Source organism: Arthrobacter sp. STN4 (assembly GCF_024539665.1).
GTDB lineage: Bacteria > Actinomycetota > Actinomycetes > Actinomycetales > Micrococcaceae > Specibacter.
On record NZ_JAKZGX010000003.1, the window covers coordinates 14,150 to 34,846 of the forward strand.

Genomic DNA, 20,697 nt, shown 5'->3' on the forward strand with positions numbered 1-20,697 from the left:
TTACTTGGCGGGAACGTTGTCGCGCTTTTCCTTGATCTTGGCAGCCTTGCCGCGCAGCTTGCGCATGTAGTACAGCTTGGCGCGGCGGACATCGCCCTTGGTGACCAGCTCAATCTTTTCGATGACCGGGGAGTGCACCGGGAAGGTACGCTCCACGCCGACACCGAAGGAGACCTTGCGGACCGTGAAGGTTTCGCGGACGCCGTCGCCCTGGCGGCCAAGGACGAAGCCCTTGAACACCTGGACACGCGAGCGGGAGCCTTCAATGATGTTCACGTGAACGTTGAGGGTGTCACCGGCGCGGAAGGCGGGGATGTCGCTGCGCAGGCTGGCTGCGTCAACAGAATCGAGAATCTGCATAGTCTCACTCCAGGCAAACGCCACAGGTCATCTGCTTTGTGTCACGCCTGCCATGGACGGCACGGGGCCAGTCACGGAAGGCGAAAGATGAAAGACCGGGATTCAGTGGTGGATGCCCGGTGTGCCGCCCTGTTGACGAACGCTCCCCCTGTGGCAGGAACGCGCCCAGTAGGCACATGCCCTTATTTTGCCATACCGGGCGGCACCGGCACCAATCGGTGCTGCGGCACGCGGCCCCGGCAACTGTTCGCCGAGCTATTCACCTGATGGTTCGCCGGGGCGGCGCACCGCCCGTCCGTCGACGACGGCGTAGCCGAGGTCCCAGAGCACGTTCCGTTCCGTCTTGCTGAAGTTGGAGACGTCCAGCTTGTCCAGCAGGTCGGGGCGGCGGGCTGCCGTGCGGCGCAGCTGGTGTTCGCGGCGGAACTTGGCGATCTTGCCGTGGTTGCCGCTGAGCAGCACCTCCGGCACCTCCCGGTCCCGCCAGCTGGAGGGCTTGGTGTACACGGGGTACTCCAGGAGGCCGTCGGAGTGCGATTCCTCGACCAGCGATTCGGGGTTGCCGACAACGCCGGGGATAAGCCGGCCGATGGCCTCCACCATCGCCAGCACGGCCACCTCGCCGCCGTTGAGCACGTAGTCGCCGAGGCTGAGGGGCCGCACGGTGTACTGGCCCGCAGCCCATTCCAGGACACGTTCGTCGATGCCTTCATAGCGCCCGCACGCAAACACCAGGTGGTCCTCTTCCGCCAGCTCCCGGGCCAGCCGCTGCGTGAAGACCTCCCCTGCCGGGGACGGGACGATGAGGATGGGTTTCCGTCCCGGGGCCGCGCCGTCGGCGGCTGCCACGGAGGCACCGGCAATGTCCTCCAGTGCCTGGGCCCACGGTTCGGGCTTCATGACCATGCCGGCGCCGCCCCCATAAGGGGTGTCATCCACGGTGCGGTGGCGGTCCTGCGTGTAGCTGCGCAGGTCATGGACGGCCAGTTCCAGCAGTCCTTCGGTGCGGGCCTTGCCGATCAGGCTCAGGTCCAGCGGGGCCAGGTATTCCGGGAAGATGCTGACGACGTCAAGGCGCATCAGTCCTGCCGGCCTTCCGTGTCCGCCGCCCCGCCGGTTTCATCATTTTCGGTGGCTTCCTTGTTCACGGCGAACAGCCCCTCCGGGGGCGTGAGGAGGACGTAGCCTTCCTCGATGTTGACCTCGGGGACGATTTCGTCGACGAACGGGACCAGGACCTCGTCGCCGTCGGCGTCCTCGACGATCAACAGGTCCTGCACGGGCAGGGTGCGCAGGCCCGTGACCTTGCCAACCTTCCGGGTGCCGATCCGGACCTCAAGGTTCAGCAGTTCGTGTTCGTACCAGGCGTCGTCGTCCCCGTCGTCCTCGGAGTCAAAGAGCAGCGTGGTGCCACGGAGCAGTTCGGCGTCGTTGCGGGTGTTGACACCCTCGAAGCCGAGCAGCAGGATGTCCTTGTTCCAGCGGGAGCTGCGGACTGTCAGGGTGCCGGCGGTGGCCGGCTCGGCGGCAAATTCCGCGCCGACGGCAAAGCGTGAATCGGGGGCATCGGTGAGGACCAGGACGGTCACTTCGCCGCGAATGCCGTGGGGCTTGCCGATCCGGGCAACCTGAACCTGCATGTGTACTCCTTGGGGCGTGCGTTGGTGGGGCCGGGGCGGCCGGGAAAACAGTTGGCCCCGACACCATGATGGTGCCGGGGCCAATCCGTGGCTTTACTACTGAAAACTTCTGCTGCACCGCCTGCGCGGCGCAATGGCCTGTCGCGGCAGCTTAGCGGCGGCGGTCGGTGTCGACAACGTCAACACGGACCGGTTCGCCGTGGGCCAAGGCTGCAACCACGGTGCGCAAGGCACGGGCGGTGCGGCCCTGGCGGCCAATGACCCGGCCCAGATCGTCCTGGTGAACGCGCACCTCAAGGGATTCCCCGCGGCGGTTGTTGTTCACGCTCACCTTGACGTCGTCGGGGGAGTCAACGATCCCCCGGACCAAGTGCTCCAGCGCTTCAGCCAGCAAGTTACTCAGCCTCGGTGCTTTCGGCAGCCTCGGCCCCGTCAGCCTTGGCGGCCTTCTTGGTGATGGCTTCCTTGACAACAAGGTTCTTGGCCTCGGGGGCAACAAACGCCACCTTGGGCTCCTTGGTCTTCAAGGTGCCTTCGGCGCCCTTGATGCCCTTGAACTTCTGCCAGTCACCGGTGATCTTCAGGATCTTGGCTACGGGCTCGGACGGCTGGGCGCCAACGCCAAGCCAGTACTGTGCACGGTCAGAGTTCACTTCAATGAAGGAAGGCTGCTCGGTGGGGTGGTACTTGCCGATTTCTTCGATGGCACGGCCGTCACGCTTTGCGTGCGAGTCCATGACGACGATGCGGTAGTACGGTGCGCGCATCTTGCCGAAGCGCTTAAGGCGAATCTTTACGGCCACTTTAGTGGTTACTCCTGGTTCGAAAAGGGGCGAATTCCGTTTCACGCTCCCGTGGGGCGGGCCGATCACGCGGATTTCAAAGGACAGGATCATCGAACGGAGAGAGGGGCCGAACGGATCGAGTACCCGTCCATTATGCCAGACAATTGCGCATCGGTGTGACACCAGTGGACGGGGCGGTGCATGCCTGCCGGATTTAACACCGGGCGGGGCCGGGCCTACGGGGCGGCGAAGAAGAACAGCCCCATTTTCGCGTTGTCCTCCGCCGCGGCCATGGCTGATACCGCCATGGCCGCAAGGGCGCGCACCAGCGGCCCGGTCACCTCGGGGGTGGACTCCATCTCGTCGGCGGCGGCCCACTCGGCGGCCAGCTCCGCCACGTCGGCCGGATCCTCCGGCGCGTCCAGTTCGGCGAAAACTTCCAGCAGGGCATCGGGGACGGCATAAAGCGTGTCCAGCTCAATGTCCACCAGGCTCAGTTCTGCACCGACGCCGGTCGCGTGGACCTTCCTCACCGCCAGTTCCCCCAGCACCTCAATTTCAAGGTCTCCCAGGCCCGGCGTTGGCAGGACGGGGACGTCCACGGCCGGCGATTTTCCGGCCTCACGGGCCTTGGCACGGGCAACGGCCTGGTGGTGGTCGGCTATGAAGAACTCGGAGTAAAGGGCCACACGGGTGCCTTTCGCGAAAGGGGTGGTGCCGGGTCAGCTGTGGGCTGCGGCGGGGGCACTCTCCACACTAACGCGAATCCGGTTGCGCCACGGGTCGTCGAAGAGGATTTCGGACCCGGTGTTGGCAACGGCAATGCCGTGGTGGGCCAAACGCTCGCCCAGCGCGCCGATGTCGTCCTGGCCGGGGAGCTTGATCAGGACCTCACCCAGGCCCAGCGTGTCCTTGCGGGGGCCGGCGCCGCGGCTGTTCCAGACGTTCATGGCCATGTGGTGGTGGTACCCGCCGGCGGAGACGAACAGTGCCTGCCCGTGCCATCCGGCCGTACGCTCAAAGCCGAGGGTGTCGACATAGAACTTCTCCGCGGTCTGCACGTCGCCCACCTGCAGGTGCACGTGGCCGACGCCGGCGGCGGCGTCCCGCTGCCCCGTCACCGACTTCTCGGTCAGGTGCTGCGTCAGGTAGTGCTGCGGCGGCAGGGCCAGCGAATCCATTTCCACCGTTCCGTTGGTCCAGTTCCATTCGGTGCGGGGGCGGTCCCAGTACAGCTCGATGCCGTTGCCTTCAGGGTCGGTGAAGTAGAAGGCTTCGGACACGAGGTGGTCGGCACTGCCGGCAAACAGCTTCGGGTCGTACTGTGCGGCGCTGGCCACGGTGGCAGCCAGGGAGGCCTGGTCGTCGAAAAGCAGGGCCGTGTGGAACAGTCCGGCCTCGCCGCGGCCGGGGATGTGCAGGCCGCCGGCCGGCTGCAGGTGGACCAGCGGCGTGGTGCCGCGGCCCAGGTACTGGCCGCCGTCGGCCTCGACGACAATGTCCAGGCCGAGCGCCTTTTGGTAGTAGTTGCTCATCAGCTTCATGTCCCCGACCTTGAGCATCACGGTGCCCATTTGCAGGTCGGCGGAAAGGAGGTCTTGCGGGGTGGTGGTCATGGCTTCTCCAAGGGTTGTTGTGTTCATATCTTATCAAACTACTTGAAGCTTCAACTTATTCCGGGGTTGGTTCCGGGGACCCGCTCCCACAGTCCATGGTCCAGGGCGAAGAGGGTCGCCGAAACCCGGTTGGCGGCCCCGGTCTTTTCATAAATGTGCTCCACGTGGTTGCGGGCTGTCTTCGGGGCAATGAACAGGGCGGCGGCAATATCCTTGTTGTTCATGCCCCGGCACAGCAAGGCAAGCACCTCGAGCTCCCTGGGTGTCAATCCGGCGGCTGGGCTGCGGCGCCGGGCAACATGGCCGCCTGAGGCCCGCAGGACCGCGTCCACGGCGCGCGCGTCCAGCCGGCCCGCCACGACGTCGGAGCGCAGCCTGGCGGCAGCTTCGGCAGGCGTGGCAGCCCGGCGGTGCGGGCGCGGCTCGAGGCTGCCCTGGTAGGCATCGGCCGCGGCCAGAATCCGCTGCCCGGCGTCCAGCCCGGCGCCGCTGAGTCCGCGCGGGTAGCCGGACCCGTCGAGCCGTTCCCGGTGTGCGCCGGCGAGCCCCGCCACCCGTCGCAGGCCGGGGACCCTGCCCAGGATGCGCTCGCTGAGGAAGGGGTACATTTGCAGCCGTTCACGGTCCATGGAAGACAGCTGCGCCTGCTTGTCCCAGATCGCGTTGGAAACACCCATCCGGCCCAGGTCATGGGCCCAGCCGGCACGGCGCAGCAGCTCCACCTCAGTGGCCGGCAGGGCCCACTCGCGCCCGGCGGCCGCCGCCAACGAGGCCACAGCCCGGGAATGTCCCGCCGTCCACGGGCACTTCAGGTCGGCAAAGTCGCCCATGGCTGCCAGCACGGCGTCCAGCCCGGCCTCGGTCAGGTCGTCATCGCCGGGAGCCGCTGCGAGTGCTGCCGGCCATGGGTCCCCTTCCAGCAGACCCGCCGCCAGGGCGGCGGCCCGGGCGCAAAACAGGTCCGCCAGCTCCGGGTCGAACTGCGTGCCCCGGCGTTGCCGGACCATGGCCACCGCAGCGGGCAGGCCTCCGGTCCGCAGGAACACCTCGGCCGTGTCCGCCAGCTGGGCTATGCGCATTTCCAGGGGGATTTCAACGCCGGCCCTCCCCGCAGGGAGCCCCTTGCCGTCCCAGCGCTCAAAGGCATGGCCCAGAATCTCCGGCATGCCCGGGTCCAGTCCCACCCGGTTTGCCAGCTGACCGGCGGACAGGCAGTGGGAACGGATCAGCTTCCGCACCGCCGTGCCCGCTGTCGCCGCAAACCGCGACTGCCGGGCGGCCCGGCGCAGGGGCGGCAGTTCGGTGCCGGTGCGGTGCAGCATCAGCGTCAGCATGGGCAGCCCCCGGGCGTCGATGAGATAGTAGTCGGCACGGAAGCCGATGTCGTCGCCAAAACGGGCCGCCAGTTCAAAGGAGTCGGCGTGGCAGCCGATCCAGGCCAGGAGGTTGGCGTAGTACGTCCGGGCCCGGGCCTCCGGCCCGATGTCCAGCAGATCGGCCATCCGCGCGCCCAGCTGCATGGCGCGCAGCATGTGATCCATGGGCTGGCCGAGCCCCAGGTCGATGGCCAGGGAAAGGGCCGCCAGCACCTCGGCGCGCCGGGCGGTAAAGGGAGCCCGCGGCACCATGCCCGCAGGCCCGGGGGCCGTGGGAAGCCGGAGGGAATCACCGAAGTCCTGTGCCGCCACACCCCCATTCTACGGCCGGGCCCTCGACGCGTACCGGTTCCCGCCGCAGTCCGGCCCAGGCCCGGCCACCTCCGGCCCCGGGTGGGGTCAGCTGCCGGCCGGCGCAGGATGCGCCGGCCCGCCCAGGGGTGCGAGCAGGGCATCCTGCAGCTTCGGATCGAGGCCGGGAGGGACATCAACGTCCACGGCCAGGGCGTGCAGCGCCCGGCTGAAATAGTTGCGGGCTGCAGCAGCCAGTGCGATGTCCACGATCTCCCGGTCGCTGAAGCCGGCGTCGCGCAGGGAGCGGGAATCGGCGTCGTCCATGGTGGCGGAAGCCGTGCTGAGCTTGAGGGCGAAGTCCATCATGGCGACCTCATCCGCGGGGAGTCCGGCGGTCCGGTAGTCTCGGGCCACCCGCTCCAACTCGTCCGCCTCCATGAATGTCAGGGCCTTCCTGCCGTGTGCCAGCAGGCAGGCCGCCGAGCCGATCCCGCGTGCCGCCGCCAGGGTCACCAGTTCGTAACGGCGCAGGCCAAGCGAGCCGGCGATGGCCGCCTGCAGCGCCCGCCAAGCGGCGAACGCCCCGGGATTCAGGGCCATGGCCCGCGAGTGGCTGGGCACGTAGCCCAGCGCCCGGACGTCGTCGGCATACAGCTGCGCAACGGGCCCCGCAGCAGCGGATTCGGGAATGGTTTCAATGACGCTCATGGTGTTTTGCCGCCCTTTCGTGATCCGGCGTGCGCTGCGGTGGACGGGAACCTGATGCCCACGTCCGCCACGAACAGGCCCCGCCGGGGGAGCCAAAAATCGGCCAGGTGCTCCTGCCCGGGAAGTACCCGCAGGATTCCCGCGTCCTCGCCGCCAATGACGGCCCGGCTGTGCGTGACGGTCCAGAGCCGCAGCGGCCTGGCCTGGAACCTTTGGCCGTTGGGGACCAGGCCGGCAAGTTTCATCCGCCCCGCGCCCAGCGCCGGTCCCATCATGCGGCCCATGGCGTTGACCACGCCGTCGCGGCGCCACACTGCGGAAGGAAGCCGCAGGGCCGCCGCCGTGGCGGCGGCGGTGGCCCAGCTCACCCCCAGTTCCAGTTCCCAACTGACGACGCCGGGCACTCCCACCTTGAGCGCCCGCGGGCCGGCCCATTCGGCGTCGACCCGTGCGGTCACGGCCTGCGCCAGGGCGGCCCCGAAGTACCTGGCGCAGCTCTGTTCCGGCGGGACGTCGGCGTAAACCGTCCACTGCCCCGCGGGCGTGCGAAGCCACACGGCGCGGTACCCCGGGCCAATTGAACTGGACGGGAAGCATCGGAAGGCCAGGTAGTGGCCCGAACTGAGCGGAACCCCCAAGACCGCGTAGCCGGCAAAGTGTTCGGCGGGGTCTGGGGGCATGTCTGCTGCCGCCTCGGCCCGGACCGCGCATTCCTGCGGTGTTGTGGTTGCCATGGGTGGCCTCCTTATGCGGTGTTCTGACCAGCGTAGGGCCGCAGCCGCCCGGGCGCATGGGGCAGATGACCCATTAAGGCCCGGCCCCGTTCGGGGTACCGCCGCCGGGCCGGGCGGACCGTCAGCGGAGCCCGGCGGACATGGCCACGCGCCGGCCCATGGCATCGAGCCCCAGCGCGGATTCCTCGCGGCGGAGCCGGCGCAGTTCCGGGGCCAGCGATTCCTCCGGCAGTTCCACAAAGCCGCAGCCGGCATAAAACGGGCCGTTGAACGGCACGTCGGCGAAGGTGCACAGCGTCATGGTGTGGAAGCCGGCCTCCAATGCCCACGCCTTGGCGGCCATGACGAGCGCCCGCCCGATCCCCTGCCGGGCATGCTCGGGGCTGACGGCCAGCTGCCCCAAATGGGCCTGGCCGTCAACAATGTCCAGGCGTGCAAAACCCACGGGCGGCCGTCCTGCCACCATGATGTGGAACGCGTCGGCATAGGACTCGGCCGTACCCGGCGGCGGAAACTCCCCGCGATGGCCGAACGGCGGGTCCAGGGTGTCGAAGGCCAGGTCCGCGTCCGCTTCGAGGGCAGGCAAAAGCGAGAATTCACTCAACGCCGCGGGACGGATTTCCAGCATGGAACGATCCTACGGCTTGACACCGGCACCTGGTGATCGTGTAACTTCGTCTTTGACCACACGGGAGCCCCGAAGCAGGGGCTGAGACACGGGCTGCAGCTGCCCGGGACCGTTGAACCTGTCCGGGTAATGCCGGCGAAGGAAGTGAGTACCACCTAGTGAATTCCACCGAACAAAGCCCTGCCCACACACTGTCCTACCTGACGGATGACCACCATGGCCTGCGGGTCCCGGTAACGTCCATCACGCTGGAGGATTCGGCGCCGGGGCGGGAAAATCCGCCCCTTCAGGTCTACCGGACGGCAGGGCCCGGCAGCGACCCCGTCCACGGGCTGCCGCCGCTGCGGGACCCCTGGATCGGGGCGCGCGGGGACTGCGAAACCTACCAGGGCCGCGGCCGCGAGCTGCTCGACGACGGCCGCTCGGCCCAGCGGCGCGGCGCCGCCTCGGCGGAGTGGAAGGGTGCCCAGCGGGCGCCACTGCGGTCCCGGGAGGGGCACACGGTGACCCAGATGCACTACGCCCGGGCCGGCGTCGTGACCCAGGAAATGCGGTTTGTGGCCCTGCGCGAAAACTGCGACGTGGAATTGGTCCGCAGCGAGCTGGCCGCCGGGCGGGCCATCATCCCCAACAACATCAACCACCCGGAGTCCGAGCCGATGATCATCGGCAAGGCCTTCCTGGTGAAGATCAATGCAAACATCGGCAACTCCGCCGTCACCAGCTCCATCGCCGAGGAGGTGGACAAGCTGCAGTGGGCCACCCTGTGGGGCGCGGACACCGTCATGGACCTCTCCACGGGCGACGACATCCACACCACGAGGGAGTGGATCATCCGCAACTCCCCCGTGCCCATCGGCACGGTGCCCATCTACCAGGCCCTCGAAAAGGTCAACGGCGAGGCGGACAAGCTCACCTGGGAGATCTTCCGCGACACCGTGATCGAGCAATGCGAGCAGGGGGTGGACTACATGACCATCCACGCCGGCGTGCTGCTGCGCTACGTCCCGCTCACGGCCAACCGGGTCACGGGCATCGTTTCCCGCGGCGGGTCCATCATGGCCGGCTGGTGCCTGGCCCACCACCAGGAGAACTTCCTGTACACGCACTTTGACGAACTGTGCGAAATCTTTGCCCGCTACGACGTGGCATTTTCCCTGGGCGACGGCCTGCGCCCGGGCTCCACGGCCGACGCCAACGACGCCGCCCAGTTTGCGGAGCTGGACACGCTGGCCGAGCTGACCAGGCGGGCCTGGAAGTACGACGTCCAGGTCATGGTGGAGGGGCCCGGCCACATCCCGTTCCACCTGGTCCGCGAGAATGTGGAACGCCAGCAGGAACTGTGCGACGGCGCCCCGTTCTACACGCTGGGCCCGCTGGTGACGGACATCGCCCCCGGCTACGACCACATCACCTCGGCCATCGGCGCCACGGAGATCGCCCGCTACGGGACGGCCATGCTGTGCTACGTCACGCCGAAGGAGCACCTGGGGCTGCCCAACAAGGACGACGTGAAGACGGGCGTGATCACCTACAAGATCGCCGCCCACGCCGCCGACATGGCCAAGGGGCACCCCGGTGCACGGGACCGTGACGACGCGCTGTCGAAGGCCCGCTTTGAGTTCCGCTGGCGGGACCAGTTCTCGCTGTCCCTCGACCCGGCGACGGCGGAGGCCTTCCACGACGAGACCCTGCCCGCCGAGCCGGCCAAGACGGCGCACTTTTGCTCGATGTGCGGCCCCAAGTTCTGCTCCATGCGGATCAGCCAGGACATCCGGGACGCCTACGGCTCGGCGCAGGACCAGGAGCAGATCGCCAGCGGCATGGCGGCCAAGAGTGCCGAGTTCATGGCCTCGGGGGCGAAGGTCTACCTTCCGGAGTTGAGCGTGCCGCGCAGCTAGCCGGCACCGCCCCGTCCGCCGGACTCAATGCCGGGCGATGAATTCCTCAATCAGCGCGGCGCCTTCCTCCGAGTCCTGCGGGCGGTGCCCGCCGCGGGTGACCTCGTGGCGGGCGCCCGTGGTGGCGAGGTAGTCGGCGATCTCCTCGTAAAGCGGTTCCCATCCGCCGGTCACAACCAGGGTGGGCACGCCGGGCACTATGTGGACCGGCGCGTCCCACTGTGGCGCCTGCAGGTGCACTCGGGCGGCGATCCTGGCCGCGGATTCCGCCGGACCCCTTTGCGGCGCTGCCGGGCCCGCCCGGAGGCCCGATGCCCCGCCGGCCGGGGCGCCCGGCCCGTTCATGGATGCGGTCAGGCGGCGGAATTCGGCGGAAAACGCCGCGTCCGTCAGCGACGCACTGCGCGCGAAAAGCGGCTCCAGGTGTTCACGGTACGCGGTGGTGGCAGGCAGTTCCGCCGTCAGCGACAGCAGCGCCGGTTCCACCAGGACCAGCGACTTGACGAGATCGGGCCGCTCCACGGCCGCCATGACAGCGGCAATGGCGCCCTGGGCATGTGCCACCAGGTGCGCGCCGCCGTCCAGGGCGTCGATGACGATCCCGGCGTCGGCGGCAAAGTCAGTGGGCAGGGGCGGCTCCACGGCGTCGAAGCCCGTCCGTTTCAGGAACAGGGCATCGTAACGCCCGGCCAGGCGGTGCTGGACCGGCCATGCGGCGGCGCCATAGCCGTCGATCCCGTGCACGAACACGATCCGGGGTTTAGTCATTCAAGCAGGTTACCGGACGGGACGGACAACGCCGGGGACCCCGCGGCCCGGGTCACCGGCCGGGGACGGGCCTCACGCATCCGGCTCCTCCGGCCCCCCGGACAGCGTGTCGGCGGCGGCGTGGCCGTTGATCGGAAAGTGGCAGGCCGTCATGTGCGGGATGGTTCCGTGCGCGGCGGCGGCCGCGGTCATGGCTTCCAGCCGGTCCGCCGGCATGGGCACCGATCCGCCGCCGGGCTGCAGCGGCGGCACCACCTTGGCGCAGATCTCCTGGGCCATGGGGCAGCGGGTGCGGAAACGACAGCCGCTGGGCGGGTTCATGGCCGAGGGCAGCTCCCCGCGCACGCCCAGCTTCGCCTTCTTCCGTTCAATGACGGGGTCCGGGATGGGGATGGTGTCGATCAGCCCGCGCGTGTAGTGGTGCAGCGGATGCGAATACACGGCCGCTGCCGGGCCCACCTCCACCATCCGGCCGAGGTACATGACCGCGATGACGTCGGAGAGGTAGCGCACCACGGACAGGTCGTGGCTGATGAAAAGGTACGTCAGCTCCCGGTCCCGCTGGAGTTCCTTCATCAGGTTCAGCACCTGCGCCTGGATCGACACGTCCAGGGCGGAGACGGGCTCGTCGGCCACGATCAGCCCGGGCTGCAGGGCCAGTGCCCGGGCCAGCCCGATGCGTTGGCGCTGCCCGCCGGAGAATTCGTGCGGATACCTCTCGGCCGCCCGGGCGGGCAGCCCGACGGCGGCCAGCAGCTCATCGACGCGGTCGTTGCGGTCGCGCGCGGTGCCCACGTGCTGGATGTCCAGCGGCTCGCGCAGGATGGACCGCACGCGCATCCGCGGATCCAGCGACGCGTAGGAGTCCTGGAACATGAACTGCACGTTGCGCCGGCCCTCCTTCGCCTCCTTGCCACGCAGCTTCGAAATGCGCCGGCCCCGGAACAGGATCCTGCCGCCGGTGGGCACCTCCAGCCCCACCACCAGCCGGCCCAGGGTGGTCTTCCCGCAGCCCGACTCCCCCACCAGCCCCAGCGTCCGGCCGCGGGGGATGGAGACCGTGACGTCAGCGACGGCGCTGATGTCGCCCACGTGCCGACGCAGGATGGCGCCGGCCGTGACCGGAAAATCCTTCACGGCCCCCTGGATCTGCAGCAGCGGCACGCCGTCGGCCGGGATGAAGGTGGTGGGTGCCACCCAGGTGCGCTCGTCCGACGTCGTGTCCTCCCCCGGCCGTTCCGTCGCCCGGTGGGCGGGCCCCGGGGTGACGGGCGCGCCCGGCCGGGGCCCGCCGTCGTCCATCCGGCCGGGCGTCTCCACCTCGGAAAGGTCCATGCCCGCCTCCAGCTCGGCAGCCTCCACACGGGCGGCCTCGGGGATGATGGTGCGCAGGTCCACGGGCTCGGGCACCTTCAGCGGCGTGGTGCGCGGGACGAAGCAGGCGTACTGCTGGGGCCCGTAGGGGGTGGAAATGGTGGTGGTGGGCGGCACCAGGGTGCGGCAGGATTCAACGGCGAAGCGGCACCGCGGCGCGAACCGGCAGGCAGGCGGCGGCTCGGTGAGGTCCGGAGGGAGTCCCGGAATCGAGTACAGCCGCTCGCCCGTGCCGGCCGCGCGCTCGGGCAGCGCCTCAAACAACGCATCCGTGTAGCGGTGCTTGGGCGCGGCGAACAGGGTGTGGACGTCCGCCATCTCCGCCACCTTGCCGGCGTACATGACCACCACCCGGTCCGCGCTGCCGGCGATGACGCCCAGGTCGTGGGTCACCAGGATCATGGCCATGTGGAATTCCTGGCGCAACCGGTCCACGAGTTCCAGGATCTGCTTTTGCACCGTGACGTCCAGCGCCGTGGTCGGCTCATCCGCAATCAGCAGCTTGGGCTGGCAGATCAGCGCCATGGCGATCATGACACGCTGGCGCTGCCCGCCGGACAGCTGGTGCGGGAAGTCCTTGACCCGCTGGAGCGGGCTGGGAATGCCCACCAGCCCGAACATCTCCACCACCTGCTTCATGGCCGCCGACTTGGACAGGCCGCGGTGGAGCATGAGCGGTTCGGCCACCTGGTCCCCGATGGGCATGACTGGGTTCAGCGAGGTCATGGGGTCCTGGAAGATCATGCCGATGTCCCCGCCGCGGATCTCCCGCAGCCGCGGTTCCTCCAGCTGCACCAGGTCCTCGCCGTCAAACAGGATTTCGCCGTGCGTGATGTGGCCCCCGGGCGGAAGCAGGCGCTCAATGGACATGGCCGTCATGGTCTTGCCGCTGCCCGACTCCCCCACGAGCCCCAGCGTCTCCCCGGCGTCCACATGGAGGGTGACATGGTCCAGGGCATGGACCACCGACTTGCTGAGCTGGATGTCGGTGCTGAGGTCGTTGATCTCCAGAAGTGCCATGCCGTAAGTCCTTTCCCTGTGACCCGATGTGCGACGCCGGGATGCTCAGCGCCGCTGCAGCCGCACCTCCACCGAATCGCGCAGGCCGTCGCCCACAAGGTTCACGGCCACCACCACCACGATGATCAGGATCCCCGGAGGGTAGATCAGCCACCAGTAGTTCGGGAAGATGAAGGCGGAGCCGTTGCTGAGCATGCCGCCCCAGTCGGTGGCCGGCGGGGAAATGCCCAGGCCCAGGTAGCCCAGGTAGGCGATGAGCAGGATGGCGTCGGCCACCTGGAACGTCGCGTTGACAATGACGGTGCCGACCACGTTGGGCATGATGTGCCGGAGCACCGAATGCCAGGACGAACCACCCATGACGCGCACTGCCTGGACGTATTCACGCACCCGCAGCGTCAGCGATTCACCGCGCACCAGCCGCGCCGGGACCAGCCAGGCTGTCAGGCCCAGGACGAAAATCATGACCGGGATGCTGGGCCGGACGATGGTGACGAGGAAGAGCAGCAGGAACAGGATCGGGATGGACAGGATGGCGTCGACAATGCGCATCATGACGGCGTCAACCGCGCCCCCGAAGAAGCCGGCGATGGCACCCCACACCGTGCCGACGATGGTGGCGATGATGGCGGCGGCAAAGCCGATGGCCAGGGATGTCTGCCCGCCCACCATCAACCGGCCAAGCTCGTCATAACCTGTCTCGTCGGTGCCCAGCGGGTGGCCCGGGCCCGGCGGCAGGTTTGTCTGGAGCAGGTTGACCGTCACCTGGTCCGTGCGGTAGAACAGCGGGGCGACGAAGCAAAACAGCACGGCGAGCGCCAGCACCACGAGCCCCACGATGGCCAGCTTGTTTTGGATGAAAACCTCAAAGCCGAGGCGGAACATGCTCTTGGCCTTGCCGACGGGCAGCCCCGTGGCGGCGTGCACCGGCTCCGGCAGTGCCCCGGAAACCTCAACCTCTGCCCTGCCCGGATCGCTCACAGCTTCACCCTCGGATCGATAATGGCCAGCGAGACGTCCGCCAGGAGGTTGCCGGCCACGGTGGCAAAGGCGGTGATGATCACCACGCCGAGTTCCACGGGATAGTCCGAGGACTGCGCCGCCTGCCAAAAGAGCAGGCCCATGCCGGGAAAGTTGAAGATGGATTCGGTGACCAGGGCGCCGGCAAAAAGGGCCGGCAGCGACAGGCCAAGCAGCGTGATGATGGGGATCAGGGCGTTGCGCAGGACGTGGTGGTACAGCACACGCTGCGGCGAGGCGCCCTTGGCCTGGGCGGTGCGGACGTAGTCCTGGTCAATGTTGTCCAGCACGGAGGAGCGCATGTACCGGGAGAAACCGGCAATGCTGAGCAGGGCCAGGGTGACAATGGGCAGGATCATGGCGTCAAACTGTCCAAAGATGGGGCCGATGCCATTGGACTGGGGGGCTTCCGGCGGGAACCAGCCCAAGTTTTGGGAGAAGACCTCAATCACGACCAGGCCGATGAAAAAGGTCGGTGCCGCATAGAAGATGAAGGAAAAGCCGGTGGCGATGTAGTCGGGGACGCGGTTGCGCCGCACTGCCTGGTAAATGCCCAGCGGCACGGCCACCAGCACCGTCAGCAGCAGGGACAACAGTGACAGGATCACCGTCTTGGGCAGCCGCTCCACCAGCAGTGAGCTGACCGACTGGTTGAGTTTGATGGAAAAGCCGAAGTTGCCGCTAAACCACTGCCCCAGCTGTCCGAAGTATTGGATGAGCAGGGGCTGGTCATAGCCGTTTGCGGCATTGAACTGGGCGATCTGGAGCGCGGTGGCCCGTGGTCCCAGAATGGCCCTGGCCGCGCCGCCCGGAAGCTGGTGCAGCAGGATGAAGACGATGATGGTCACGACAAAAACCACCAGGATGGACTGGGCCAGGCGGCGCAGGATATAACCGATCATGACGCCACAATCCCTGCTGGCATCGTACCGATGTTTGTTCCTGCTGCCGCCATGCCCGGCTCACCCCGTTGTCGTGACCTTCACTTGTTGTCGCAACCCTTTGCTTGTCCTGGCACTGGTCACCAGGCCCAGTTCTCGGGGTTGATGGGGCTGTACGGGTTCTGCGTCGTCGCACCCTTGAGGCCGTTGGCCACCTCAGTCAGGCTGTAGGTGTAATTCGGCTGCCAGATCACCGGCAGGTCCTTGGCCAGGGCATCTTCGTAGGCGTGCAACACATCAACGCCGCTCGTGGTGGTGGTGTTGGTGATCAGCTGGTCGACCATGGGGTTGGAGTAGCTGCCGCTGTTGGACCCTGCCCCCGTCTGCCACAGTTCCTCACCGGTCGGGTAGTAGTCGGGCAGGTACACCCAGCCGCCGCCCCAGTTCGCCATCTGCCATGTGCAGGTCTTGCCGCTGCAGGGGCTGGCCGCAGCGATGACCTTGTTGAACGGTTCCGAGGAGATGTTCAGCGTGATTCCGACCTGCGCTGCGTTGGACTTCATGGACTGCATGGCCGTGGTGATCGTCTGGTTGCCACTGGCATACTGCAGGTCGAAGTCCATCTTTGCACCGGCCGCAACCCCTGCGCCGCACTCGCCGGCACCGGTTCCCGGCTTGGCACAAACGCTCGTGCCGCCCGGGTTGACGGTCCAGCCGTTGTCAGTGAGGTATTTCTTCGCATTTGCGATGCTGAACGGATACGGGTTGTTCTTCTCGGTTTGGGAAATCAACGGGCTGTCCGACGGATACAGCGGGACCGGCCCCGTGGTCGGAACCCCGTAGTTCTTGGCGGCCGAGCCCAGGATGCCCTTTTGGTCAACCACTGACTGCAGTGCCTGGCGGAAGTAGAGCTGCTTGAAGATCGGCCCCACGGTGGGGTTGTTGAAATTGATCGGGAAGTAGTTGACGCCGTACAGGAACCACGGTGCCAGCGTGTAGTTGGTGCTCAACGGGTTCGGCCCGGCCTCGGCCGGTCCGGTGTTGGCGGGCTTGGCCTGCTTCAGGTCCTGCGTGGGCAGGTAGCCCACATCGATGGTGTCCCCGGCACGCAGCACGTTGAATTCAGCAGAGTCCGTGGTGAACGGAACCTCGATGAACTCCTTGAGTGCGGGCTTGACCGGACCGGAGTAGCTGGTGTTCGGCACGAAGGTGAGGTGCCCGTCGGCGTTGAACTTGGACAGCTTCCACGGCCCGTCGACCACCTGCCACAGCGGGTTCGTGGCGTACGTCGGCAGGTCCTTGGACTGGGCCGTCAAATACGCGTAGACCGCGGCACAGCCGGATTCATTCGTGGCACAGTCGCCCTTGGTGTTGGCAGCCGTCATGTCCCAGGCGTTCGGCATCGGGGTGATGGTGCTCAACTGGTTGTACAGGAACCACTGCTGGCTGTAGGCCTTGTTTGTGTTGAACACCACGGTCTTCGCGTCCGGCGCGGACGCTGAGACGACGTTGTCCGGGAACTGGCCCGGCGCGTACGCTGCGAAGTTCTTTTTCTCGGCCTTGAGCATGTTGAACCAGAACATCACGTTCTGTGAGGTCAAGGTCTCACCGTTGGACCACTTGTAGTCCTTCAGCTTGATGGTGACCGTCTTGCCGCCGTTGCTGTACGTCGGCTCCGCGGCCAGGCTGAGGGAATCATTGATCTCAGCCTTGCCTTGGTTCCCAAACCAATACAGCGGCCGGAACATGAGGAACTGCAGGTCCGAACCGTTGGCTACCGAGAAGTCGGCAAGTGGCGAAAACGGCCAGATCCAGTTCGGGACCGTATTTGGCGGCAAAGCCATTGTTGCGGTGTCAGCGGCTTTTCCGGGGTTGGTCCCTGAAGTTTTGGTGGCTGTCGGGGAACCACCTCCCGAGGAACATGCCGTCAACGCCAGCAATACCGCTGCGATAATTCCCAATATCCGAAAGATCGGCTTCCGGATGATCCCCCCATGAGTTCGCAATTTTTTCATGATGCGCCTCCATGGCAGAGCCAGGCGGTGGTGGATCAGTTTGGTCTTCGCAAGGCTCCTAAATCCGAGTCTAAACCTCCACTGCCGCACTGTCAGGCCGCAATTTGACAACGATTTGCCCTTTGTCAGGCCCCAAGGGTTGACACAAACGGCCTGCGGTGCGGCGCACCGGGGATCTTCGGGCGCGCTGGGCGGTTTCTGGCAATATCCTGCCAGTTTCCTGCAATCTCCCCGGCCAAGAGGTGGGACCTTGAGCTGTGATGCCCCTGGCGGGGACACGATGGCCCGGGACCCGTTGAGGTTCTAAGCTGACGTGTGTGAGCGTCGACGAGGAGGACTCCGTTGTTCCGTCCGCACAGGTTTCACCCGGCGGGATCCTGGGCCGCGGCTACCGGACGGTCACCCTGGGCATCTGCGCCCTCATCGTGCTGTCCGCCTTTGAGGCCTTGGCCGTCACCACCGTCATGCCCACCATCAGCGCAGCACTCAACGGGGCAGCGCTGTACGCCCTGGCCTTTGCCGGCCCGCTGGCGGCCGGCGTGGTGGGAATGGTGGCGGCCGGCAACTGGTCCGACCGCGAAGGACCGCGTGGCCCCTTGTACGCCTCGGTGGTCCTGTTCACCGCCGGGCTTGCCGTGGTCGGCACGGCTCCGGACATGGCCGTGTTCCTGGCGGGCCGGCTCGTGGAGGGGCTGGGCACCGGCGCCCTGACAGTTGCCTTGTACGTGGTGGTGGCCCGCGCCTACCCGCCCGGGCTGCACCCCCAGATCTTCGCGGCCTTCGCCGCCTGCTGGGTGGTGCCCTCGCTCATCGGCCCGCTGGTCGCCGGCCTGATCGCCCAAACCCTGGGCTGGCGGTGGGTGTTCCTCGGGGTCATCGTGCTCGTGGCGGGCGCCCTGGCCATGGTGGTCCCCGCCATGGCAAGGCTTCGGACTCCCGGGGCAGGTGCCGATGGCCGCGGCACCGCCGAAAGAAAGCCCGTGCCCTGGGAACTTGGCCGCCTCGGCTGGTCGCTGCTGGCCGCCGTCGCCGTGCTGGCCCTGAATTTGCTGGCCGATTCAAAAGGCCCGCTGCTGTGGGCCGGCCCCGCGGCAGCAGCCGTCGTCGTGTTGCTGGCGCTGCGCCCGTTGCTCCCCCGACGCACCTTGCGCTCCGGTGCCGGGCTGCCCAGCGTGATTCTCAGCCGCGGCCTTGCCTCGGGTGCTTTCTTCGGCGCTGACGTCTACATCCCCTACCTGTTGACCGTCCGGTACGGCTTCCCGCCCCTGGCAGCCGGGCTCTCCGTGACCGCCTCCGGCGTCTGCTGGGCGGGCGGGTCATGGCTGCAAAGCCGGCTGGCTGCGCGCCTGTCCCATGCGCGCAGCGTCCGCTTCGGCGCCCTGCTCCTGTGCCTGGCCATTGCCGCGGCCGGTGCGACTGCAGCCTTCGCCCTGGTGCCCGCGACCGCCATTGCGGGGTGGGCCGTGGGAGGCTTCGGCATGGGCCTGATGTACCCGCGCACCAGCGTTGCAACGCTGGAATACTCCACGGTGGAGAGCCAGGGCTTCAACAGCTCCGCGCTCAGCATTGCCGATTCCATCGGCGCGTCCATGTCCCTGGCTGCGACGGCAATCGTGTTTGCCGCCTTTGCCGGACTGGGCGGGGCCTGGCCGTTCACCGGCTGCTTCGCCCTCACGATCCTGCCCGCACTGGCGGCCCTGGCACTGGCCCAGCGCATCCGCCGGCCCCGTCCGGGCGTCACGTCCTGACCGGAGCCACCGAGGGCGGGCAGGTAGGCCGACGCCGGCCCGCGGCTGCGCGGCACCACGGCGGCCCGGACGCCGTCGCACCTTCCCCCAAAAGGGGCCGGGGTGCTACTTGAGGAACTTCTCGAAGCCCTTGGGCAGGTTCAGGCTGGCCGGGTCAAAGTCCTCGTTGCCGGCGCCAAAGGACGCACCGGTGGGCAGCGGTTTGGGGGCGGATGCCTTGTCCTGCGCGGCACGCAGCTCGGCGGCGGCCTTGGCGGGGTTGCCGGAGCGGGCCTTCTTCTTCGGCGACTGCCTGCCCTTTCGGCCGCCCTTGAAACCGCCGGGACCGGGGACACCGGGCATGCCGGGGATGCCGCCGCCCTGGGCCATTTTCTTCATCATCTTCTGGGCCTGGCCAAAGCGCTCCAGCAGGCCGTTGACCTCGGAGACGTGCACGCCGGAACCCTTGGCGATGCGGGCGCGGCGGGAGCCGTTGATGATCTTCGGCGCGACGCGCTCGTGCGGGGTCATGGAACGGACGATCGCCTCGACCCGGTCGATTTCACGCTCGTCGAAGTTTTCCAGTTGCTGGCGGATGTTGGCCGCGCCGGGCATCATCATGAGCATCTTCTTCATGGAGCCCATTTTGCGGATCTGCTGCATCTGGGACAGGAAGTCGTCCAGGGTGAAGTCTTCCTGGTCGGCGAACTTGCGCGCCATGCGCTCCGCTTCGCCCTTGTCCCAGTTCTTTTCCGCCTGCTCAATGAGCGTCAGGACGTCGCCCATGTCCAGGATGCGGCTGGCCATGCGGTCCGGGTGGAACAGTTCAAAATCGTCCAGGGACTCGCCGGTGGAGGCGAACATGACGGGCTTGCCGGTTACGGATGCCACCGACAGGGCAGCACCGCCGCGGGCGTCGCCGTCGAGCTTGGAGAGGACCACGCCGGTAAAGTTCACGCCCTCGTTGAACGCCTGGGCCGTGTTGACGGCGTCCTGGCCGATCATGGCGTCGATGACGAAGAGGACCTCGTCCGGGTTGATCGCGGCACGGATGTTGGCCGCCTGTGCCATCAGCTCGGCATCGATGCCGAGGCGGCCGGCGGTGTCGACGATGACGACGTCGTGCAGCTTGGACTTGGCCTCGGCCACGCCGGCCTGGGCAACGGCCACGGGATCGCCGGTGGCGGATTCAAATTCGCTGCTGACGCCGGGGTGCGGGGCGAAGACGGGCACGCCGGCGCGCTCACCGTTGACCTGGAGCTGCTTGACGGCGTTGGGGCGCTGGAGGTCCGCGGCGACCAGGAGCGGGCTGTGGCCCTGGGCCTTGAGCCACTTGGACAGCTTGCCGGCCAGCGTGGTCTTCCCCGCGCCCTGAAGGCCGGCAAGCATGATCACGGTGGGCGGGTTTTTCGCCAGGTTGATGCGCCGGGTCTCCCCGCCCAGGATCGTCACCAGCTCTTCGTTGACAATCTTGACGATCTGCTGCGCCGGGTTCAGGGCCTCGTTGACCTCCGCGCCGAGCGCGCGTTCGCGGACCTTGGCGGTGAATTCGCGCACCACGGGCACCGCCACGTCGGCGTCCAACAGGGCACGGCGGATTTCCCGGACGGTGGCGTCGACGTCGGCTTCACTCAGCCGGCCCTTGCCGCGCAGGTTCTTGAAAGTTGCTGTCAGCCGGTCAGATAGGGAGTTGAACACGCGCCGTGTACTTCTTTCGTCTGGGATACAGCCATCACCCGCGCGGCCCCGCCGTGGCGGCCGGGCCGCGAACGACGGGTGCGGCGATTTCGAATGTGCAGGATGAGAACGGCGGGCGGCAGTGCTGCCCGCTCCCTTTCCTGTAGGACTCA

General features: G+C 67.4%; 19 protein-coding genes and 1 riboswitch. Of the genes, 2 read left to right on the plus strand and 17 right to left on the minus strand.

The window, feature by feature from the left end; translation table 11 throughout:
• The 11 genes from rplS to MMF96_RS03600 form a co-directional block, all read right to left on the minus strand.
• Positions 1-360: a 50S ribosomal protein L19 gene (rplS, locus tag MMF96_RS03550; RefSeq protein WP_176617618.1), complete on the minus strand. Its 360-nt coding sequence runs from the start codon at positions 358-360 to the stop codon at positions 1-3.
• Positions 361-615: 255 nt separating this feature from the next.
• Positions 616-1,440, minus strand: a complete 825-nt coding sequence (gene trmD / locus MMF96_RS03555) for a tRNA (guanosine(37)-N1)-methyltransferase TrmD (protein WP_256882584.1) — start codon at positions 1,438-1,440, stop codon at positions 616-618.
• Positions 1,440-2,000, minus strand: coding sequence for a ribosome maturation factor RimM (gene rimM / locus MMF96_RS03560; protein ID WP_176617616.1), 561 nt, complete (start codon positions 1,998-2,000; stop codon positions 1,440-1,442). The genes trmD and rimM overlap by 1 nt, the downstream gene beginning before the upstream one ends.
• Before the next feature lie 151 nt (positions 2,001-2,151).
• Positions 2,152-2,394, minus strand: coding sequence for an RNA-binding protein (locus tag MMF96_RS03565; RefSeq protein ID WP_176617615.1), 243 nt, complete (start codon positions 2,392-2,394; stop codon positions 2,152-2,154).
• A gap of 1 nt (position 2,395) precedes the next feature.
• Positions 2,396-2,803 carry a 30S ribosomal protein S16 gene (rpsP, locus tag MMF96_RS03570; RefSeq protein ID WP_176617614.1) on the minus strand — a complete coding sequence of 136 codons (408 nt, stop codon included), beginning with the start codon at positions 2,801-2,803 and terminating at the stop codon, positions 2,396-2,398.
• Between the two features lie 218 nt (positions 2,804-3,021).
• On the minus strand, positions 3,022-3,474 hold the full coding sequence (locus tag MMF96_RS03575; protein WP_176617613.1) for a hypothetical protein: 453 nt from the start codon (positions 3,472-3,474) through the stop codon (positions 3,022-3,024).
• Between the two features lie 33 nt (positions 3,475-3,507).
• Positions 3,508-4,401, minus strand: a complete 894-nt coding sequence (locus MMF96_RS03580) for a VOC family protein (RefSeq protein WP_256882585.1) — start codon at positions 4,399-4,401, stop codon at positions 3,508-3,510.
• Positions 4,402-4,451: 50 nt separating this feature from the next.
• Positions 4,452-6,089, minus strand: a complete 1,638-nt coding sequence (locus tag MMF96_RS03585) for an HD domain-containing phosphohydrolase (RefSeq protein ID WP_256882586.1) — start codon at positions 6,087-6,089, stop codon at positions 4,452-4,454.
• Positions 6,090-6,176: 87 nt separating this feature from the next.
• The gene (locus tag MMF96_RS03590) at positions 6,177-6,779 is read right to left on the minus strand and encodes a carboxymuconolactone decarboxylase family protein (protein WP_256882587.1); all 603 of its coding nucleotides are present in this window, start codon (positions 6,777-6,779) and stop codon (positions 6,177-6,179) included.
• Positions 6,776-7,513: a hypothetical protein gene (locus MMF96_RS03595; protein ID WP_176617610.1), complete on the minus strand. Its 738-nt coding sequence runs from the start codon at positions 7,511-7,513 to the stop codon at positions 6,776-6,778. Before MMF96_RS03595 ends, MMF96_RS03590 begins: the two co-directional genes overlap by 4 nt.
• Before the next feature lie 121 nt (positions 7,514-7,634).
• The gene (locus MMF96_RS03600; RefSeq protein ID WP_256882588.1) at positions 7,635-8,141 is read right to left on the minus strand and encodes a GNAT family N-acetyltransferase; all 507 of its coding nucleotides are present in this window, start codon (positions 8,139-8,141) and stop codon (positions 7,635-7,637) included.
• A gap of 50 nt (positions 8,142-8,191) precedes the next feature.
• Positions 8,192-8,302: riboswitch (TPP riboswitch) on the plus strand.
• On the opposite strand from MMF96_RS03600, the gene thiC reads away from it, so the two are divergent.
• Positions 8,300-10,042: a phosphomethylpyrimidine synthase ThiC gene (gene thiC, locus MMF96_RS03605; protein ID WP_176617608.1), complete on the plus strand. Its 1,743-nt coding sequence runs from the start codon at positions 8,300-8,302 to the stop codon at positions 10,040-10,042. It overlaps the preceding riboswitch by 3 nt.
• A gap of 24 nt (positions 10,043-10,066) precedes the next feature.
• Here the strand turns inward: thiC and MMF96_RS03610 are convergent, their stop codons facing one another.
• From MMF96_RS03610 to MMF96_RS03630, 5 genes are all read right to left on the minus strand, one after another.
• Positions 10,067-10,810 carry an alpha/beta fold hydrolase gene (locus MMF96_RS03610; RefSeq protein WP_176617607.1) on the minus strand — a complete coding sequence of 248 codons (744 nt, stop codon included), beginning with the start codon at positions 10,808-10,810 and terminating at the stop codon, positions 10,067-10,069.
• Between the two features lie 72 nt (positions 10,811-10,882).
• Positions 10,883-13,204, minus strand: a complete 2,322-nt coding sequence (locus tag MMF96_RS03615) for an ABC transporter ATP-binding protein (protein WP_256882589.1) — start codon at positions 13,202-13,204, stop codon at positions 10,883-10,885.
• 45 nt (positions 13,205-13,249) lie between these two features.
• The gene (locus MMF96_RS03620; RefSeq protein WP_256882590.1) at positions 13,250-14,185 is read right to left on the minus strand and encodes an ABC transporter permease; all 936 of its coding nucleotides are present in this window, start codon (positions 14,183-14,185) and stop codon (positions 13,250-13,252) included.
• On the minus strand, positions 14,182-15,126 hold the full coding sequence (locus MMF96_RS03625) for an ABC transporter permease (protein ID WP_176617606.1): 945 nt from the start codon (positions 15,124-15,126) through the stop codon (positions 14,182-14,184). The genes MMF96_RS03620 and MMF96_RS03625 overlap by 4 nt, the downstream gene beginning before the upstream one ends.
• Before the next feature lie 119 nt (positions 15,127-15,245).
• Positions 15,246-16,949, minus strand: a complete 1,704-nt coding sequence (locus MMF96_RS03630) for an ABC transporter substrate-binding protein (protein ID WP_218063207.1) — start codon at positions 16,947-16,949, stop codon at positions 15,246-15,248.
• Between the two features lie 488 nt (positions 16,950-17,437).
• Between MMF96_RS03630 and MMF96_RS03635 the strand changes: the two genes are divergently transcribed.
• Positions 17,438-18,868 carry an MFS transporter gene (locus MMF96_RS03635; RefSeq protein WP_176617604.1) on the plus strand — a complete coding sequence of 477 codons (1,431 nt, stop codon included), beginning with the start codon at positions 17,438-17,440 and terminating at the stop codon, positions 18,866-18,868.
• Positions 18,869-18,973: 105 nt separating this feature from the next.
• Here MMF96_RS03635 and ffh read toward each other — a convergent pair whose 3' ends face one another.
• On the minus strand, positions 18,974-20,545 hold the full coding sequence (ffh, locus tag MMF96_RS03640; RefSeq protein ID WP_176617603.1) for a signal recognition particle protein: 1,572 nt from the start codon (positions 20,543-20,545) through the stop codon (positions 18,974-18,976).
• Positions 20,546-20,697 lie beyond the last annotated feature (152 nt).